The sequence below is a fragment of the Pseudomonas arsenicoxydans genome, from assembly GCF_006438915.1.
Classification (GTDB): Bacteria; Pseudomonadota; Gammaproteobacteria; order Pseudomonadales; family Pseudomonadaceae; genus Aquipseudomonas; species Aquipseudomonas arsenicoxydans_A.
Genome location: NZ_RCZE01000012.1, coordinates 147756 through 165247, shown reverse-complemented (window position 1 = coordinate 165247; position 17492 = coordinate 147756). Strand labels below are relative to the sequence as shown.

The following is a 17492-nucleotide window of genomic DNA, read 5'->3' as shown; positions in this document are numbered from 1 at the left end:
TCTTCTTAAAAAAAAGGGAAGGCTATTTCATGGATTTTTAGGAGTTGAGATGGGGATAACTAATCATGGCGCAGGCCGTCGAAAAGCTTGGCGAAAAACAGATCGAAATCACCGAGGAAGGCATCCATGGTGATGCAGTCTGTCAGGGCGATCCCCAGCAGGCCACGGTACTCACGCACCCAGCAGTCGAGCGCGGCAATTTGACTGTCGATCAGCCGCGGCCCCAGTTGCTGGTGGGCCATGATCCATTCGTGGGCCATGGTGCCCAGCGGTTTCATGTCCAGTTCCCGGGACAGGTGCACGTTGCTGGTGCCGACGAAGCGCCCGGGGAAGTCGTGCTTGAGCACGTTCACCACTTCTTCCTGCACGCGGTACGAAAAGCGACGGCGCGTGCCGAAATCGGCGACCTGCAACTCGGACAATTCGTCGCTGCTGGCGTTGGCGGTCAGCCAGTCGAACTTGCGGTACAGCTGTTCGCGCGCCTGTTCCAGGACGATTTCCCGGTAGCGATAACGGTTGCGCACTTCACTGACAATCGCCAGCAGCGGCACTTCGAACAGAATCACATGCAGCCACGGTCCGCGCAGGCGGATGAACAACTCGCCGTTTTCGATGCCGGTGTGGATGTAGCGTAGGTTGAAGCGGAACAGCCCGAGAAACCGCAGGAAATCCGGCTTCAGAAAGCTGATGCGCTCCAGAAAACCCAACTGATCAGCGCTCAGGCTCAGCTCCGCCAGGCGCTCGATCTGGAAACGGACCTCCGCCAGGTACGGGCGCAAATCTTCACTGTTGCGGCAACGAAACTCCCATTCGACTTCGACGTTCGGGTAGTTGTGCAGCACCGCCTGCATCATCGTCAGTTTGTAGAAGTCGGTGTCGAGCAGGTTCTGCACGATGCGATCGCCAAACACGCTCTCGCTCATAACGGGGTTCTCCGGGCTGGCCGCGCCCCTTGGCGGCGACGTTGCAGCTGTTTCAATGAATGGGGCTAGTGGCGCATAACAAGGGTGGGGATTACCAGTTTTTTCTGTTCATGACGGATCAATCACTGGTGACCAGCCTTTAAAACAAGCACCAGTGATTTGTCAGTTGCCTCAAGCGCTGCCTGGATGACGAGCGCCAGGTTATCCCAACTTTTTAAATAGGCGTCAAGGTGGGAGTGACGAGGAATAAGCCCTGTTTCAATCGCTTTTATCAAGGCTGCTTTTATCATTTCAGGGGTCGCTGATCTGGCCATGATCTACAGTCCTTTAAATGTTATTTGATCCAGCGCGTCGACACCGTCCTGTAGCAATAAGTAGGCTGGAAGTATCAACCGGAAAAAGTCAGCATCATTAGTATGTTTAACGGTTACAGACGTCAGCGCCTCTAAAAGACCAGTGGCAGCACGTATTCTGAAGCAGGCATCTTCAAACAACAGATGGGGGGCGGCATGCGTGTCTATATAAAAAATTGGGGTGGTTGATGCGCTGGCTTTAAGCGGTTGATAGCGATTCACAGACGAACTCCTAGAGCGCGCGAGGGGTTAAAGGCGCGAGTTTTTTATTAGTGGGAGATTATGGTGTCAGGGCATTGCTTAACGGCTGAACCACCGCTGAAACGCAATGGCTCAGAGTTCATTCGGAATTTACGCGACCTGAGATTTAGCTGGGCCCCGGTCCGTACAGGCAGGGCTCTTCGGTTGCAGTGGATTCGTTATCGCAGGCCAAGCCATAAAATCGAGGTCCAGATCGGTGAATTTACTTGAGTCAAAAACGGGCTTTTTGATTCCTGCGCGACGTTGGTCATCGTAATCGGTCAAGATTCGCATACAGACTTTGAATAGCAATGTCATCGCTACGAGGTTGACCAACGCCAGAAGTGTCATGGTGATGTCGGCAAACGCGAGCACCGTAGTGAGGTCTTCAACCGAACCCCAAAAGACAAGTATCAAAACCAGGATGCGGTACGCAATTAATGATTTACGAGGTGCGGAAATGATGAATCGTAAGCTGTTTTCTCCCAAGTAGTAGTTGTAAAGCATTGCCGTGAACACGAACAGTGCAAGTACCACACTGATAAACATCCGGCCCCAATCACCTACTACCGCCGCCAGCGAATTTTGTGCCAACGCTATGCCGTCACCTTCGAAGCCGGGAGTATAAAAACCGGATAGCAAAATGATCAGCGCAGTACACGTGCAAATAACGATGGTATCGATGAAGACACTGAACGCCTGCACTACGCCTTGAGCCACCGGATGGGCAATCTTCGCCGTGGAAGCGACGTTAGGCGCACTGCCCAGTCCTGCTTCATTGGAGAACACACCGCGCCTGACCCCCATAATGATTGCGCTGCCGACGAGCCCGCCCAAAGCTTGATCCAATCCGAAAGCGCTTTTGACAATACTGATCAGCACGCCGGGGACCTGGTCGATTTGCAACAGGATGACGTAAAGCGTCACGCAGATGTAGGCGATGACTTTAAGCGGAACTAATAGATCGGCTACCTTCGCGATCCGCTTTATACCGCCTACAAACACTATGCACAGCAACAACGACAGCGTTAGTCCAGACCAAGTCGTAGATAAGCCAAAGGCATTGTTGAGAGAGTGCGATACGGCATGAGACTCAAGGCCATTGATAGCAAACCCAAAAGTCACCAACAGCAGGACCGCAGCAATCGTTCCGAGCCAGCGTTTGCCCAGCCCATGCTGGATGTACCAGGACGGGCCACCACGATATTGCCCATTTGCATCGCAGCGTTTGTAGAGTTGACCCAGTGAGCATTCGAAAAAGCTGCTCGACATTCCCAGCAGGGCTGTCATCCACATCCAGAACACCGCACCGGGACCGCCCATGCTGACTGCAATGCCGACGCCCACAATATTACCGGTTCCGACCCGTCCAGCCAGGCTGAGCGTCAGCGCCTGCAATGAGCTCAAATGGTTGTCGCCAGTGTGCGAACTGCCACGTAACACAGTGATCATGTGCGCAAAGTATCGAAGCTGTACAAATCGCGACCGGATGGTGAAGTAGGTTCCAAGTCCGAGAACCAAAGGTATCAAAACCTTTCCAGAGAGAAAGTCATTGATGACGTCAAGCATTCAAAGCTCCTTGCTGTTTTAAGAGTGCTAGCGAATCGATGCGGGTTACATCCTGAAGTCCTTCAGGACTCGTAATATCAGGTCATCTATCATTTTGCGCAATTTCGCAAGTTGCTTAAATGTGATGCGAGTAGCTGCTATGGTTGCGCCTTCTGACGCTGTTTTAATGGATTGATATGCGTGATTTTCTACCTGCTAACTTAAGGCTGCTGTGTAGTCACTACCGATCTGTCGCTGAAGTCTGTAGGAAGCTTCGGATTAATCGTGGGCAATTCAACAAATACCTGTGTGGGAGTAACATTCCCACGGCTTTTAATCTGAAGCGGATTTGTGATTTTTTCGGAGTGGAGGAATTCGAAATTGGGTTGCCAACAGATCAGTTCGTCAGTCTTATTGGTGGCAAGACAAGGCTGGTGACCCCTTCGCGCGAGGTGTCGGCGCCGGAACGAATAATTCAACACCTTCGTCAACAGTCCTCCTCCCATCTAAAAGCCTACACCGGGTACTACTACGAGTATTACCACGCGATGACAGAGCCTGGTTCTATTATTTGCGCTTTGGTACATGTATATGAAGAAGATCAGCAGTTTGTGTACGAGCGGAATGAACGTTTACAAATAGCCGGCGTGGAAGAGGAATATGAGCAGTATCGGTATGTGGGGGTCGCCTACTATTTACAGGATCGAATGTTTCTCATCGATTATGAGTCTCTGACGTCCAACGAAATCAGCCAAACCATCCTTATTCCTAGCTTCAAAAGCTGCATTACTCGACTCAACGGTTTGAAAATGGGCGTTTCCGCTGCAGACCACCGCACTCCGGCATGTTCGCGTGTTGTTTGGGAATATCTCGGTCAGGAGGTCAATCGAATCGATGCGTTTCGCAAGGTGCGGCTTTACAGTAAGGATGATCCCGTCATAGATGATGATCTACGCGGGCGCCTCGCGCAGACCCGCGTTGTTGACGGGCTCTTTGTTATTTCGTAAGGCCGCAATGAGCCTGGAAAACCGGGTTGGCCGTTTAAAGGGCCGCTGTGCGACCCGACGGGGTGATGCGGCATTCCGACAAGCCCCCTCGCCACAGGGATGGCGCATGGCTCAATGCTATGACAGGTCCGGGCTATCAATCTGCTCCAGCATCCATTTCACAAAATCCCGCACCTTGGGCACTTCCGCCGAATGCTCGGGATACGCCAGGTAATAGGCATCCGAGCTCGGCATCGCATGTTTCCAGGGGATGACCAGTTTGCCGTCGGCCAATTCCTCTTCCACCAAAAACCTTGGCAGGAGCGCCACACCGCATCCGACCTGAGCGGCGCGGATGCACATGTAGAAGGTTTCAAAACGCGGGCCGTGGTAGCTGTGTTCGGTGTGGTAGCCCTGACTGTCGAACCAGTCGTGCCAGGCCTGCGGGCGGGAAGCGTTTTGCAGCAGGACCAGGTCGGTGAGTTGCGTCGGGTCGGTGAACGGCTTGTCGGGGAGGCTCCCAGGCGCGCAAACCGGCACCAGTTCCTCGCCGAACAGCTTCAGGCATTCGGTGCCGGGCCGTGAGCCTTGGCCGAAATAGAACGCCAGGTCGCTGCGACCTTGCAATAAATCGTCGGCTTCCTGCTCGCTGCACAGGTCCAGATGGATCGAAGGATGGCGCAGGCGCCAGCCTTTCAAGCGGGGCACCAGCCAGCGTGCACCGAACGTCGGCGGGGTCGAAACGCGCAAGACTTCGGTTTCACCGCCGTAGGAGCGCAGGTAATGGGTCGACATCTCGACTTGGGTGAGGATTTTTCTGACTTCAACCAGGTACAAATCACCGGCCGGGGTCATTTGCAGGCGGCGGCGCACACGGCGGAACAACAGGTGCTGCAACAATTCTTCAAGTTGCGCGACCTGTTTACTGACCGCGCTCTGGGTCAGGTTCAGCTCTTCGGCGGCCCGAGTGAAGCTTAAATGCCGGGTCACGGCCTCGAAACACTGCAGTGCTGTGATCGACGGCAGGTAGCGTTTATTCAGCATGGGTAGTCCTTTTTCTTGTTTCTTTCTTACCAGCAATTCGCAGCATGAATAAACGGAATGATATCGCTCTTAAAGGTCGTTTGTTGGGTAACCTCCGGGGAGCTAAAACTACAGGTCTTATCAGCCGTGATTACTCCGGCTGCGCCCTTTATGTTTTTCGCTTGAGGAGTGACCCATGGTTGCCGCATTGCTCGATCGTCTTGGTGTAAACCCGGCCCTGTACCAGAACGGCAAAGTGCCGGTGCATTCGCCGATCGATGGCAGCCAGATTGCTGCCGTGAACTGGGAAGGCGCTGCTGAAGTCGAGCAGCACATCAGTCGCGCCGATCATGCGTTCGAATTGTGGCGCAAGGTCCCGGCGCCGCGCCGTGGCGAGCTGGTGCGCCAATTGGGCGACATCCTGCGAGAATATAAGGCCGACCTCGGTGAGCTGGTCTCCTGGGAAGCGGGCAAGATCACTCAGGAAGGCTTGGGCGAAGTTCAGGAAATGATCGACATCTGCGATTTCGCCGTCGGTCTGTCCCGTCAGTTGTACGGTTTGACCATCGCTTCCGAGCGTCCTGGCCACCACATGCGCGAAACCTGGCACCCACTGGGCGTCGTCGGCGTGATCAGTGCGTTCAACTTCCCGGTAGCGGTTTGGGCCTGGAACACCACGCTGGCGCTGGTCTGCGGCAACCCGGTGATCTGGAAACCGTCCGAGAAAACCCCACTGACAGCGCTGGCCTGCCAAGCGCTGTTCGATCGCGTCCTGAAAAACTTCAGCGATGCACCACCGCACCTGAGCCAAGTGATCATCGGCGGCCGCGACGCTGGCGAAGCGCTGGTTGATGACCCGCGTGTCGCGCTGATCAGCGCCACCGGCAGCACCCGCATGGGCCGCGAAGTGGCACCGAAAATCGCCGCGCGTTTCGCTCGCAGCATTCTGGAATTGGGCGGCAACAACGCGATGATCCTCGGCCCAAGCGCCGACCTGGACATGGCCGTACGGGCCATTCTGTTCAGCGCCGTCGGCACCGCCGGTCAGCGTTGCACGACCCTGCGTCGTCTGATTGCGCACGAATCGGTGAAGGAGGAGATCGTCACCCGCCTGAAAACCGCGTATTCCAAAGTGCGCATCGGCCATCCGCTGGAAGGTAATCTGATCGGCCCGCTGATCGATAAACAAAGTTTCGAAAACATGCAGGATGCGCTGGAGCAGGCCTTGAGCGAAGGCGGTCGTGTATTCGGCGGCAAGCGTCAACTGGAAGACAAATTCCCTGACGCTTACTACGTCGCACCGGCCATTGTTGAAATGCCGGAGCAGAGCGAAGTGGTGTGCCACGAAACGTTCGCGCCGATTCTGTACGTGATCGGTTACAAGGATTTCGACGAAGCCCTGCGCCTGAACAACGCCGTGCCACAAGGCCTGTCGTCGTGCATCTTCACCACTGACGTGCGTGAAGCCGAGCAATTCATGTCGGCGGTCGGCAGCGACTGCGGCATCGCCAACGTCAACATCGGCCCGAGCGGCGCAGAAATCGGTGGCGCGTTTGGTGGCGAGAAAGAAACCGGCGGTGGCCGTGAATCGGGCTCTGACGCATGGCGCGGCTACATGCGTCGCCAGACCAATACCGTGAACTACTCGCTGGAATTGCCGTTGGCTCAAGGGATTACCTTCGACTAACTCTCAAGTCGAAAAGCAATCCCCTTGTGGGAGCGAGCCCTTGTGGTGAGGGGGCTTGCCCCCGTTGGGTCGCGAAGCGGCCCTAAAACCTGCGATCCCGGTGTATCAAGTACACCGAATGCAATGGTTTTACGACTGCTTCGCAGCCGAACGGGGGCAAGCCCCCTCGCCACATAGTTCCCTCCCACACTTGAATGGTGTGTTGGTTAGGTTTCTGTTGGAGTCTGGCAATGCCGTTACGCGAAGAGTGTCTGTGGGAAAAACTGACGCCGCAAAGGCCCGACAACGCGGCGCTCAAGGGTGAAGTGACAGTCGATGTCTGCGTCGTCGGCGCCGGGTTCACCGGTCTGTCCGCAGCGGTGCATCTGCTGGAACAAGGTAAATCGGTGTGTGTGCTGGAAGCTCATCGCGCCGGCCATGGTGGCTCGGGGCGCAATGTCGGCCTGGTCAACGCCGGTATGTGGATTCCACCGGACGACATCGAAGCCGGATTCGGCGAAGCGGTGGGCAGCCAGCTCAACCGCATGCTCGGCGCGGCGCCGTCCCTGGTGTTCAGCCTTGTGGATAAATACAACATTGATTGCCAGCTGCGCCGCGAAGGCACGCTGCACATGGCGCACAACGCCCGCGGCGAAGCGGATTTGCGCAGTCGTGAAGAACAATGGAAACGTCGCGGGGCGCCGGTCGAACTGTTGACCGGCCAGGCCTGCGAGCAGGCGACGGGCACTAAAAAAATTGCCGCCGCGTTGCTCGATCGACGTGCCGGCACCCTCAATCCGATGGCGTATACCACCGGGCTGGCCAAAGCGGCCATCGGCCTTGGCGGGCAATTGTTCGACCATTCCCCGGTGACCCGACTCGAACGTCAGGGCCAGCGCTGGTCGGTGCAAACCGCTCAGGGTTCGGTCATGGCCGAGAAAGTCGTGATCGCTTCCAACGCTTACACCGAAGGCGACTGGACCGAACTGCGGAAGAACTTTTTCCCCGGTTACTACTACCAAGTGGCTTCGGTCCCGCTGACCGAAGACGCCGCGCAACAGATTCTGCCCGGTGGCCAGGGTTCCTGGGACACTCGTCAGGTGCTCAGCAGCATTCGTCGCGACAAGGATGGGCGTCTGCTGCTTGGAAGCCTGGGTAATGGCAATCAGAAACCGGCCTGGTTCCTCAAAGCCTGGGCCGATCGCGTTCAGCAGCACTATTTCCCCTACCTCAAACCGGTGGAATGGGAATGCACCTGGACCGGTTGCATCGCGTTTACGCCCGATCATTTGATGCGTCTGTTCGAACCGGCGCCCGGTCTAGTGGCAGTCACCGGTTACAACGGCCGGGGCGTGACCACGGGGACAGTCGTCGGCAAAGCCTTTGCCGATTATTTGTGTAACGGAAATCCTCAAGCGCTACCGATTCCGTTCGCCCCGATGCAGCCCCTGGCGGGAGTAGGGTTGCGCAGCTGTCTGTATGAAGCTGGATTCTCGCTGTATCACGCAGGCCAGTGCTTGCGGATCGTCATCTGATTGTTGAAATTTGTTGCTGGAAGCGGCGCTTTTCGGCGCAGCGACTAGCCTGTAATGGTGCGGGTTGTAGCAGTCCCGCACCAGCAGTGTGCACTTCGGTGACGCACGTTGTTACAGGCTGGTTGCACGTCGTTTAACGCCGCGGTTGCAATGATGGCGCATGCGGGTTGCGCCTTTAAAAATAAATGGTTTCACCTTCCGCGGTTTAGACGGTTGCACGCCCAATGAAAATGGGAACGAAACAGTCGAAAAAACAATAAAGCAGCGACTTTTTTCAGAATAAAAAACCGATGGCACGGCCCTTGCTCTGAGCAATCAGTGAAATCGCAGTGCCAACTAAAAAAAAACCTTGGAGCACCACCTCATGTCCCAGACGTTTTACAAGAAAGGCTTTCTGGCCCTCGCAGTGGCTACTGCGTTGGGTGTTTCTGCGTTTGCTCAAGCTGATGTGAAAATCGGTGTGGCGGGTCCAATGACGGGCGCTAACGCGGCATTTGGCGAGCAGTACATGAAGGGTGCACAGGCTGCAGCCGACGCGGTCAACGCATCGGGTGGCGTTAACGGGGAAAAAATCGTACTGGTCAAGGGCGATGACGCCTGCGAACCGAAACAGGCTGTGACGGTCGCCAAGGACCTGACCAACCAGAAAGTCGCCGGCGTGGTCGGTCACTTCTGCTCCTCCTCGACGATTCCGGCCTCCGAGATCTACGACGAAGCAGGCATCATCGTAATGACTCCAGGTTCAACCAACCCGGCCGTTACCGAGCGCGGCCTGAGCGCCATGTTCCGTATGTGCGGGCGTGACGACCAGCAAGGCATCGTGGCCGGCGACTACATCGTCGACGTGCTCAAGGGCAAGAAAGTCGCGGTCATCCACGATAAAGACACCTACGGCCAAGGTCTGGCAGATGCCACCAAGGCTCAGTTGATCAAGCGTGGCGTGACTCCGGTTATCTACGAAGGCCTGACCCGTGGCGAAAAAGACTTCAGCGCCCTGGTCACCAAAATCCGCGCTGCTGGCGCTGACGTCGTCTACTTCGGCGGTCTGCACCCGGAAGCCGGTCCACTGGTTAAACAACTGCGTACCGAAGGCCTGAAAGACGTGAAATTCATGTCCGATGACGGCATCGTGACCGACGAACTTGTGACCACCGCCGGTGGCGCGCAGTACGTTGACGGCGTGCTGATGACCTTCGGCGCCGACCCGCGCCTGCTGCCAGACAGCAAGACCGTGGTAGACGCTTTCCGCAAGGCCGGCACCGAGCCTGAAGGCTACACCCTCTATGCTTACGCAACAGTCCAGGCTCTGGCCGCTGGCTTCAATGGCGCCAAGTCCAACAAGGGCGAAGACGCTGCCAAATGGCTGAAAGCACACCCGGTCAAAACCGTGATGGGCGAGAAGACCTGGGACGCCAAGGGCGACCTGAAAGTCTCCGACTACGTGGTTTACGAGTGGGACAAGGACGGCAAATACCACCAGCTGGAAAAACAGAAGTGATATGACCTGCTGAGTGCCCGGCGCCTTGTGCGCCGGGCACTCATAGAACATGTCCGTGCAGTACCTGTCTTTTCTCGTAGAGCTGCACACAACCGGTTTGCGTCGGCGGCTGAACCCCGGTCCGTCGCACCCGGCTTCTGTGCAGTCTCTCAAATGCGTGAGATTGCGTTATGGATGGTATTTTCCTGCAGCAACTGGTCAACGGCCTGACCCTCGGGTCGGTCTATGGCCTGATCGCCATCGGCTACACAATGGTCTATGGCATCATCGGCATGATCAACTTCGCCCATGGCGAGGTTTACATGATTTCTGCTTACCTGGCGGCAATCAGTCTGGCTCTGCTGGCTTACTTCGGTATTGAATCCTTCCCTCTGCTGATGCTCGGCACACTGGTCTTCACCATCATCGTCACGGCGGTGTATGGCTGGGTCATCGAGCGCGTCGCCTACAAACCGCTGCGTAACTCCACCCGACTGGCACCGCTGATCAGCGCCATCGGTATTTCCCTGATCCTGCAAAACTATGCACAGATTGCTCAGGGCGCCCGTCAACAAGGCGTTCCGACACTGCTGACCGGTGCATGGCGCGTTGAAGTAGGCACAGGCTTCGTCCAGCTCACCTACACCAAGATCTTCATTCTGGTCGCCGCGTTTGTCGGGATGGGCCTGCTGACCTACGTCATCAAGTACACCAAGCTCGGCCGCATGTGCCGCGCGACCCAGCAAGACCGCAAGATGGCCTCGATCCTGGGGATCAACACTGACCGCGTGATTTCCTACGTGTTCATCATCGGTGCAGCGATGGCGGCCCTGGCCGGCGTGCTGATCACCATGAACTACGGCACGTTCGACTTCTACGCAGGTTTCGTCATCGGCATCAAAGCGTTCACCGCAGCGGTACTCGGCGGGATCGGCTCGTTGCCGGGCGCGATGCTTGGCGGGATTATTCTCGGTATTTCCGAGTCGCTGTTCTCTGGTCTGGTCAACTCCGACTACAAAGACGTTTTCAGCTTCTCGCTGCTCGTTCTCGTTCTGGTCTTTCGGCCTCAAGGCCTGCTCGGCCGTCCTCTTGTGTCGAAGGTGTAAGCGATGTCTTCAACCACTAAAAAAACCATTGATCTCAAAAGAAGCCTGGTTGACGCGATACTTGCCGGCCTTGTAGCGCTCATCGTATTTGGTCCGATTGTCGGCATTGTCCTCGACGGCTATGGCTTCAACCTGCAACCCACACGCGTGGCGTGGATTGTCGCCATCGTCATGGCGGGCCGTTTTGCCCTGAGCCTGTTCCTGCAAACACCCAAGGGTCTGAAAATTCTCGAAGGGTTTGAAACCACCGGCTCCGGGGTTCATGTACTGCCGCCCGATTACAAATCCCGGCTGCGCTGGATCATCCCGCTGATGATCGTCATTGCCGTGGTGTTTCCGTTTTTCTCCAACTCCTACCTGCTGGGCGTGGTTATCCTCGGGTTGATCTACGTGCTGCTCGGCCTGGGGTTGAACATCGTGGTTGGCCTGGCCGGCCTGCTCGACCTGGGTTACGTGGCGTTCTACGCCATCGGCGCCTATGGCCTGGCGCTCGGTTACCAGTACCTCGGCCTGGGCTTCTGGACGGTGCTGCCGCTGGCGGCAATCACTGCCGGGCTAGCCGGTTGCATCCTCGGTTTCCCGGTGTTGCGTCTGCACGGTGACTACCTGGCGATCGTGACCCTGGGCTTCGGTGAAATCATCCGCTTGATCCTCAACAACTGGCTGTCGCTGACCGGTGGCCCGAACGGCATGCCGGCACCGCTGCCAACGTTCTTCGGTCTGGAGTTCGGCAAACGGGCGAAAGACGGTGGCATACCGTTCCACGAGTTCTTCGGCATCGCTTACAACCCCGACGTGAAGTACTACTTCATTTACGCGGTGTTGTTCATGGTCGTGCTGGCGGTTTTGTACATCAAGCATCGCTTGACCCGTATGCCGGTTGGCCGTGCCTGGGAAGCCTTGCGTGAAGACGAAATCGCCTGCCGCTCCATGGGTCTGAACCATGTCCTGGTGAAGCTCTCGGCGTTCACCATTGGCGCGTCGACGGCCGGTCTGGCTGGCGTGTTTTTCGCCACCTATCAAGGCTTCGTCAACCCGACCTCGTTTACCTTCTTTGAATCGGCCCTGATCCTTGCCATCGTGGTACTCGGCGGCATGGGTTCGACCATCGGCGTGGTGATTGCAGCCTTCGTGCTGACCGTCGCCCCGGAGCTGCTGCGTGGCTTCGCGGAATACCGCGTGCTGCTGTTCGGCATCCTGATGGTGTTGATGATGATCTGGCGACCGCGCGGCCTGATTCGGATCAGCCGTACCGGTGTGACCCCGCGTAAAGGAGTAGCGCCATGAGCGAAGTCGTACTCTCGGTCGAGAAGCTGATGATGCACTTTGGCGGCATCAAGGCGTTGAATGATGTCAGCCTGCAGGTCAAGCGCAATTCGATCTTCGCCCTGATCGGCCCCAACGGCGCCGGCAAGACCACGGTGTTCAACTGCCTGACCGGGTTCTACAAGGCCTCCGGCGGCAAAATCGAACTCAACGTGCGTGGCGAGAAAACCAACGTCATCAAGCTGTTGGGCGAATCGTTCAAACCGACCGATTTCGTCTCGCCTAAATCCTTCGCCAGTCGGCTGTTCTACAAAGCGTTCGGCGGCACCCACCTGGTGAACCGTGCCGGGCTGGCGCGGACCTTCCAGAACATTCGCCTGTTCAAGGAAATGTCGGTGCTGGAAAACCTGCTGGTGGCCCAACACATGTGGGTCAACCGCAACATGCTGGCGGGCATCCTCAACACCAAGGGCTACCGCAAGGCTGAAAGTGATGCGCTGGACCATGCCTTCTACTGGCTGGAAGTGGTGGACCTGGTGGATTGCGCCAACCGTCTCGCCGGCGAACTGTCCTACGGCCAACAACGCCGTCTGGAAATCGCCCGGGCCATGTGCACCCGTCCGCAGATTATCTGCCTGGACGAACCGGCCGCCGGCCTCAACCCTCAGGAAACCGAAGCGCTGAGTGCGATGATCCGGCTGCTGCGCGACGAGCACGATCTGACCGTGGTGTTGATCGAACACGACATGGGCATGGTGATGAGTATTTCCGACCACATCGTGGTGCTGGACCACGGCGTCGTCATCGCCGAGGGCGGCCCCGATGCGATCCGCAACGACCCGAAAGTGATTGCGGCCTACCTGGGCGCTGATGAAGAGGAAGTGGTGTTATGAGTCAACCGATCCTCGAACTCAAGGACCTGGATGTGTTCTACGGGCCGATCCAGGCCCTGAAGAAAGTCTCGCTGCACATCAATGAAGGTGAAACCGTCAGCCTGATCGGCTCCAACGGTGCCGGCAAGTCGACCCTGCTGATGTCGATCTTCGGCCAGCCGCGTGCGGCAGACGGGCAGATCATCTATCAGGGCGTGGACATCACCCACAAGTCGTCCCACTACATCGCGTCCAACGGTATCGCGCAATCGCCGGAAGGGCGGCGGGTGTTCCCCGACATGACCGTCGAGGAAAACCTGCTGATGGGCACCATCCCTATCGGTGACAAGTACGCCAAGGAAGACATGCAACGCATGTTCGAGCTCTTCCCGCGACTTGAAGAGCGGCGCAATCAGCGGGCGATGACCATGTCCGGCGGCGAGCAGCAAATGCTCGCCATCGCCCGTGCGTTGATGAGCCGGCCGAAACTGCTGTTGCTCGACGAGCCGAGCCTGGGGTTGGCGCCGATTGTGGTGAAACAGATCTTCTCGACCTTGCGGGAACTCGCCAAAACCGGCATGACCATCTTCCTGGTCGAGCAGAACGCCAACCACGCGCTCAAGCTGTCGGACCGGGCGTACGTGATGGTCAACGGCGAGATCCGCCTCACGGGCACCGGCAAGGAGCTGCTGGTGAACGAGGAAGTGCGTAACGCTTATCTCGGCGGTCATTGAGTCTGCGTTGTTATGCACAAGCCCCGGCGCGCAATCGCCGGGGCTTTTTTATGGTGGAAAGAGAAGCGTTGGTTGAGTTCGAAATATTCAGGCACTGGCTCGCGCAAATCTGATATTAGAAAGTTAAATTATAAATTGGCTCTAATTTGATCTAGTAAGCTCAATCTTGATTGCAACAGCTATTGGTTGTTGTAGGTGTCATAGTTATGTACTAAAAATAGACTTGACACTGCGGGAAAGCGTCTATACTTACCCGGCGTGTGCTTGTAATGACGCTACACTTAAGTTCTATTTTTAGCGCAAATCAATGCATGATATGGCCTCTTATATAGAGAGGTGTTATCCAAGTCTGTGGAGACGCTTAAAATGACTCATAAGTTTTTTTGCAAAATGGCCCTTGCTAGCGTGATGCTCGCATCCGTCAGCGGTGTTTATGCCGCGTCGGCTAATCCCGATGATATGACGTGCAAGGAGTTCCTTGTAACGCCTCCGCTATCCCAAGCCACAATCGCACTTTGGTATTCAGTCGACGAAAATATCAATTCTAATGGGGGATCTTTCACTAAAGAAAAACTTAAAACAGAAATTCTTCCTGAATATGTAAAGCGGTGTAAAAAGAACCCAGAGAAAAAAGCTTCCAGTTTTACAGAGGAAATTAAGAAACTGTTCTGAGTGATGTCGTCATAAACCTGAGGCGCTTGTCGGTGTTTTAATGCCGGCGAGCGTTATTACCGTTTTGTGAGTCCGTTAGTTTGACGGACATAGCTGGTTGAGTGTTTCGCTGGCCTGGTTCTCAAGAACCGATTGCCGGCCAGCGAATATCCCCCCACGAAGCCTTCGTCATCCCGGATGTAATCAGGAGGGCGGATATAAATCGCCTCCTGATTGTTTCCCAATTCATCACCATTCCCTGTGGGGCAACCGACTCGCTCAGGGGGGGGCGTCGTGTGCTTTCTTGAAATTGTGGAAAACAATATTCACAAGCTCTGAAAGCGCGACATAAAGCCGCTGCAAATAGTTGTTTTGTCACGGTTTTGACTTGTCCCCGTTTGCTGTGGAACTGGCTGTGAATAACGTGGGAGTAGCTGGCTGAGCGCCTTTGAATACGTGGCTTGTAGCGCTATGGTTATTTTTTGATCAGGCGTATTTGCGTGGGGGAGAACCGACGTTGTCAATCTTTTTATTGGGAACAAAAGAGGGGTAAAACGGGCGGGGCCAGCCTGTGGATAAGTCTGTGATTAAACTCTGGAAAGACTCGGCTGAGGGCCGTAGTTACTGGCTTGGCGCCATCGCTGCTTTGTAGGATCAATCGTGCAAAATGCCCTGCGCTACACCGCGAGCATTCGAGGGTCAAGCTAAAAACTTTCAAAACGCCCCGCAAAGCCTTGTACACAGCGGCTTCCAGCTTTTCCACTTGCCCCCGGAAACTGTGGACCGGCCTGTGGATAACGTGCGCGTACATGGCTGCAAGCCACGGTGCGTAAGGTGTTGACCGGTTTGGTTGTTTTTTGTACAGCTTTGCGGTGGTTGCCGCTGTTAGCAAGGCCGGGCATGCTGCCAGCTGATTTTCTATTCCAAGGGCTGTCCGTCAGCCGAAGCAAGGAGAACACGATGTCCAACACCCTGTTTATTACCGGCGCGACCTCCGGTTTTGGTGAAGCCTGTGCCCGCCGTTTTGCCGAGGCTGGCTGGAAACTGGTGCTGACAGGTCGTCGTGAAGAGCGCCTGAATGCCCTGTGCGCCGAGTTGTCGAAGCAGACCGAAGTGCATGGCCTGGTGCTCGACGTGCGTGATCGCAAAGCCATGGAGGAAGCGATTGCCAACCTGCCGCCGTCCTTCGCCAAATTGCGCGGGCTGATCAACAACGCCGGGCTGGCGCTCGGTGTGGACCCGGCACCGAAGTGCGATCTCGACGATTGGGACACCATGGTCGACACCAACATCAAAGGCCTGATGTACAGCACCCGTTTGCTGCTGCCGCGCCTGATTGCCCATGGTCGTGGCGCCGGCATCGTCAACCTTGGCTCTATCGCCGGCAACTATCCATATCCGGGCAGCCACGTGTATGGCGCGAGCAAGGCGTTCGTCAAACAGTTCTCGCTGAACCTGCGTTGCGACCTGCAAGGCACTGGCGTGCGCGTCAGCAACATTGAGCCGGGCCTGTGTGAGAGCGAGTTCTCACTGGTGCGTTTTGCCGGTGATCAGGAGCGTTATAACGCGACGTATGCGGGTGCCGAGCCGATCCAGCCGCAGGATATCGCCGAGACTATTTTCTGGGTGATGAATGCGCCGGCGCATATCAACATCAACAGCCTGGAGTTGATGCCGGTGAGCCAGACTTGGGCTGGTTTTTCCATCGAGCGTAATGCCAAGGCGTAATTGTGGCGAGGGAGCTTGCTCCCGTTGGGCCGCGAAGCGGCCCCCTTATATTTAAGGAAGGGACTGCTGCGCAGTCCAGCGGGAGCAAGCTCCCTCGCCACATGAGACCTATTCGAGAAAGTCGGCCAACCCGCGATAGCAGGTCGCCAAGTGATAAGGCGTCGTCGACGGCATGTCCTTGCGGCTCACTTCACCTTGCTCATCACGACACTCATACCAACCGCGCGCATGCAGGAAACGCTGTTGCAGCGCCTGCAATTGACGCAGCACAGAGGCCTCGCTGTCGGGCCGCAAGGTCAGGGCGCGCAGGTATTCAGCCTGGGCCCAGATGCGCTGGGTGGCATCCTTCGCTAAGCCATTCAGATTGAGCATTGCCAAAACGGCGCCTGTCTGCGGATCAACCCCCATCTGCTCGGTCAGCGTAAATGCACAATCAAGCGAAGTATGTAATGCCGAGCCCCGTAGCAACGGCGAAGACTCCAGCAGGAAATACCACTCGAACTGATGCCCCGGTTCAAACCAGTTATCCACAGCGCCCAGCGGTTTCTCCATCAGCACGCTCTGTTGCGGGTCGATGAAGTGCTTCTGCATCGCTTTGCATAAGTCGATGAGCGCACGTTGCACAGCGGCGTCTTCACGCACCGATAGGGTGGCGAGGAAGGCTTCGGCCAAGTGCATCAAGGGATTTTGCAGCGGCCCGGAATTCAGCGAGGACCAGTCACGATTGAGGCTGGCTTCATACAGGCCGTCGCCTGTGGCGAAACGCTGAGCGATCACTTCCAGCGCAGCATTGAGCACCGACTCCACTAGCGGTTCGCGGACCTTGTCCCAGTAATGGGCGCAGGCGAACAGGATGAACGCGTGGGTATAGAGGTCTTTGCGCGGGTCGAGAGGCGCGCCTTGCGGGTCGATGCTGTAGAACCAGCCGCCGTGTTCGGCATCGTGGAAGTGCTGCTGCAGGGAACGGAACAGCGCGGCGGCACGCTCTTTGGCGCCCGGCACCTGGCCTATCAGGCTGGAAAACAGATACAGCTGCCGTGCGCAGGCCATGGCCCGGTAGCGTTGAGGCGGCAGCGGCTGATGCTGCGCATCCAGTGCTTCATACGGCAGCGCCATGTCGGCATTCCAGCCAGGGCCTTGCCAGAGCGGCACGATCACGTCCTGGAAGTGCTGTTGCACCGAGGCGAACAGGGCGGTCAGTTCAGGCTGGGAGTCGGAGCAGGAAACAGGCGGCATTGGCTGGCGTCGTCACGGCAGGGTTGATTGCGCGACATGTTAGCAGGCCTGAGAGATGCGGTGTCTGTCAGGCCGCCTTCGCGAGCAAGCCCGCTCCCACACTGGAACTGTGTACACAGAACAAATGTGGGAGCGGGCTTGCTCGCGA

Annotated in this window: 15 protein-coding genes and 1 pseudogene; 10 read left to right on the top strand and 6 right to left on the bottom strand. The window is 56.6% G+C overall.

Annotated features, from left to right (window positions below):
• Positions 1-62: 62 nt before the first annotated feature.
• The 4 genes and pseudogenes from pncB to EAH78_RS23755 all read right to left on the bottom strand — a co-directional run.
• Positions 63-923: pseudogene (gene pncB / locus EAH78_RS23770) on the bottom strand (nicotinate phosphoribosyltransferase); the annotation flags it as partial.
• Positions 924-1045: 122 nt separating this feature from the next.
• Positions 1046-1237, bottom strand: coding sequence for a hypothetical protein (locus EAH78_RS23765; protein WP_140669695.1), 192 nt, complete (start codon positions 1235-1237; stop codon positions 1046-1048).
• 3 nt (positions 1238-1240) lie between these two features.
• The gene (locus tag EAH78_RS23760) at positions 1241-1498 is read right to left on the bottom strand and encodes a hypothetical protein (RefSeq protein ID WP_140669694.1); all 258 of its coding nucleotides are present in this window, start codon (positions 1496-1498) and stop codon (positions 1241-1243) included.
• A 129-nt stretch (positions 1499-1627) separates the two neighbouring features.
• Complete coding sequence (locus EAH78_RS23755; RefSeq protein WP_140669693.1) at positions 1628-3085, bottom strand: alanine/glycine:cation symporter family protein; 1458 nt, start codon at positions 3083-3085, stop codon at positions 1628-1630.
• 176 nt (positions 3086-3261) lie between these two features.
• On the opposite strand from EAH78_RS23755, the gene EAH78_RS23750 reads away from it, so the two are divergent.
• Complete coding sequence (locus tag EAH78_RS23750) at positions 3262-4071, top strand: helix-turn-helix domain-containing protein (protein WP_140669692.1); 810 nt, start codon at positions 3262-3264, stop codon at positions 4069-4071.
• Between the two features lie 117 nt (positions 4072-4188).
• Here EAH78_RS23750 and EAH78_RS23745 read toward each other — a convergent pair whose 3' ends face one another.
• The gene (locus EAH78_RS23745) at positions 4189-5094 is read right to left on the bottom strand and encodes a LysR family transcriptional regulator (protein ID WP_140669691.1); all 906 of its coding nucleotides are present in this window, start codon (positions 5092-5094) and stop codon (positions 4189-4191) included.
• Between the two features lie 175 nt (positions 5095-5269).
• Between EAH78_RS23745 and amaB the strand changes: the two genes are divergently transcribed.
• From amaB to EAH78_RS23695, 9 genes are all read left to right on the top strand, one after another.
• Positions 5270-6760: an L-piperidine-6-carboxylate dehydrogenase gene (gene amaB, locus EAH78_RS23740; protein ID WP_140669690.1), complete on the top strand. Its 1491-nt coding sequence runs from the start codon at positions 5270-5272 to the stop codon at positions 6758-6760.
• Positions 6761-6990: 230 nt separating this feature from the next.
• Positions 6991-8274 carry an L-pipecolate oxidase gene (amaA, locus tag EAH78_RS23735; RefSeq protein ID WP_140669689.1) on the top strand — a complete coding sequence of 428 codons (1284 nt, stop codon included), beginning with the start codon at positions 6991-6993 and terminating at the stop codon, positions 8272-8274.
• A 364-nt stretch (positions 8275-8638) separates the two neighbouring features.
• Positions 8639-9772 carry an ABC transporter substrate-binding protein gene (locus EAH78_RS23730; RefSeq protein WP_140669688.1) on the top strand — a complete coding sequence of 378 codons (1134 nt, stop codon included), beginning with the start codon at positions 8639-8641 and terminating at the stop codon, positions 9770-9772.
• Positions 9773-9942: 170 nt separating this feature from the next.
• On the top strand, positions 9943-10857 hold the full coding sequence (locus tag EAH78_RS23725) for an ABC transporter permease subunit (RefSeq protein ID WP_054044085.1): 915 nt from the start codon (positions 9943-9945) through the stop codon (positions 10855-10857).
• 3 nt (positions 10858-10860) lie between these two features.
• On the top strand, positions 10861-12144 hold the full coding sequence (gene livM, locus EAH78_RS23720; RefSeq protein WP_027921960.1) for a high-affinity branched-chain amino acid ABC transporter permease LivM: 1284 nt from the start codon (positions 10861-10863) through the stop codon (positions 12142-12144).
• A complete protein-coding gene (locus EAH78_RS23715; RefSeq protein ID WP_140669687.1) occupies positions 12141-13016 on the top strand; it encodes an ABC transporter ATP-binding protein in 876 nt (291 codons plus the stop codon). Before livM ends, EAH78_RS23715 begins: the two co-directional genes overlap by 4 nt.
• Positions 13013-13729, top strand: coding sequence for an ABC transporter ATP-binding protein (locus EAH78_RS23710; protein WP_140669686.1), 717 nt, complete (start codon positions 13013-13015; stop codon positions 13727-13729). Before EAH78_RS23715 ends, EAH78_RS23710 begins: the two co-directional genes overlap by 4 nt.
• 366 nt (positions 13730-14095) lie before the next feature.
• Positions 14096-14401, top strand: coding sequence for an HdeA/HdeB family chaperone (locus EAH78_RS23705; protein WP_140669685.1), 306 nt, complete (start codon positions 14096-14098; stop codon positions 14399-14401).
• 939 nt (positions 14402-15340) lie between these two features.
• Positions 15341-16108, top strand: a complete 768-nt coding sequence (locus EAH78_RS23695) for an SDR family oxidoreductase (protein ID WP_027921957.1) — start codon at positions 15341-15343, stop codon at positions 16106-16108.
• A gap of 108 nt (positions 16109-16216) precedes the next feature.
• Here the strand turns inward: EAH78_RS23695 and EAH78_RS23690 are convergent, their stop codons facing one another.
• Complete coding sequence (locus EAH78_RS23690; protein WP_140669684.1) at positions 16217-17344, bottom strand: AGE family epimerase/isomerase; 1128 nt, start codon at positions 17342-17344, stop codon at positions 16217-16219.
• Between the last annotated feature and the right edge of the window lie 148 nt (positions 17345-17492).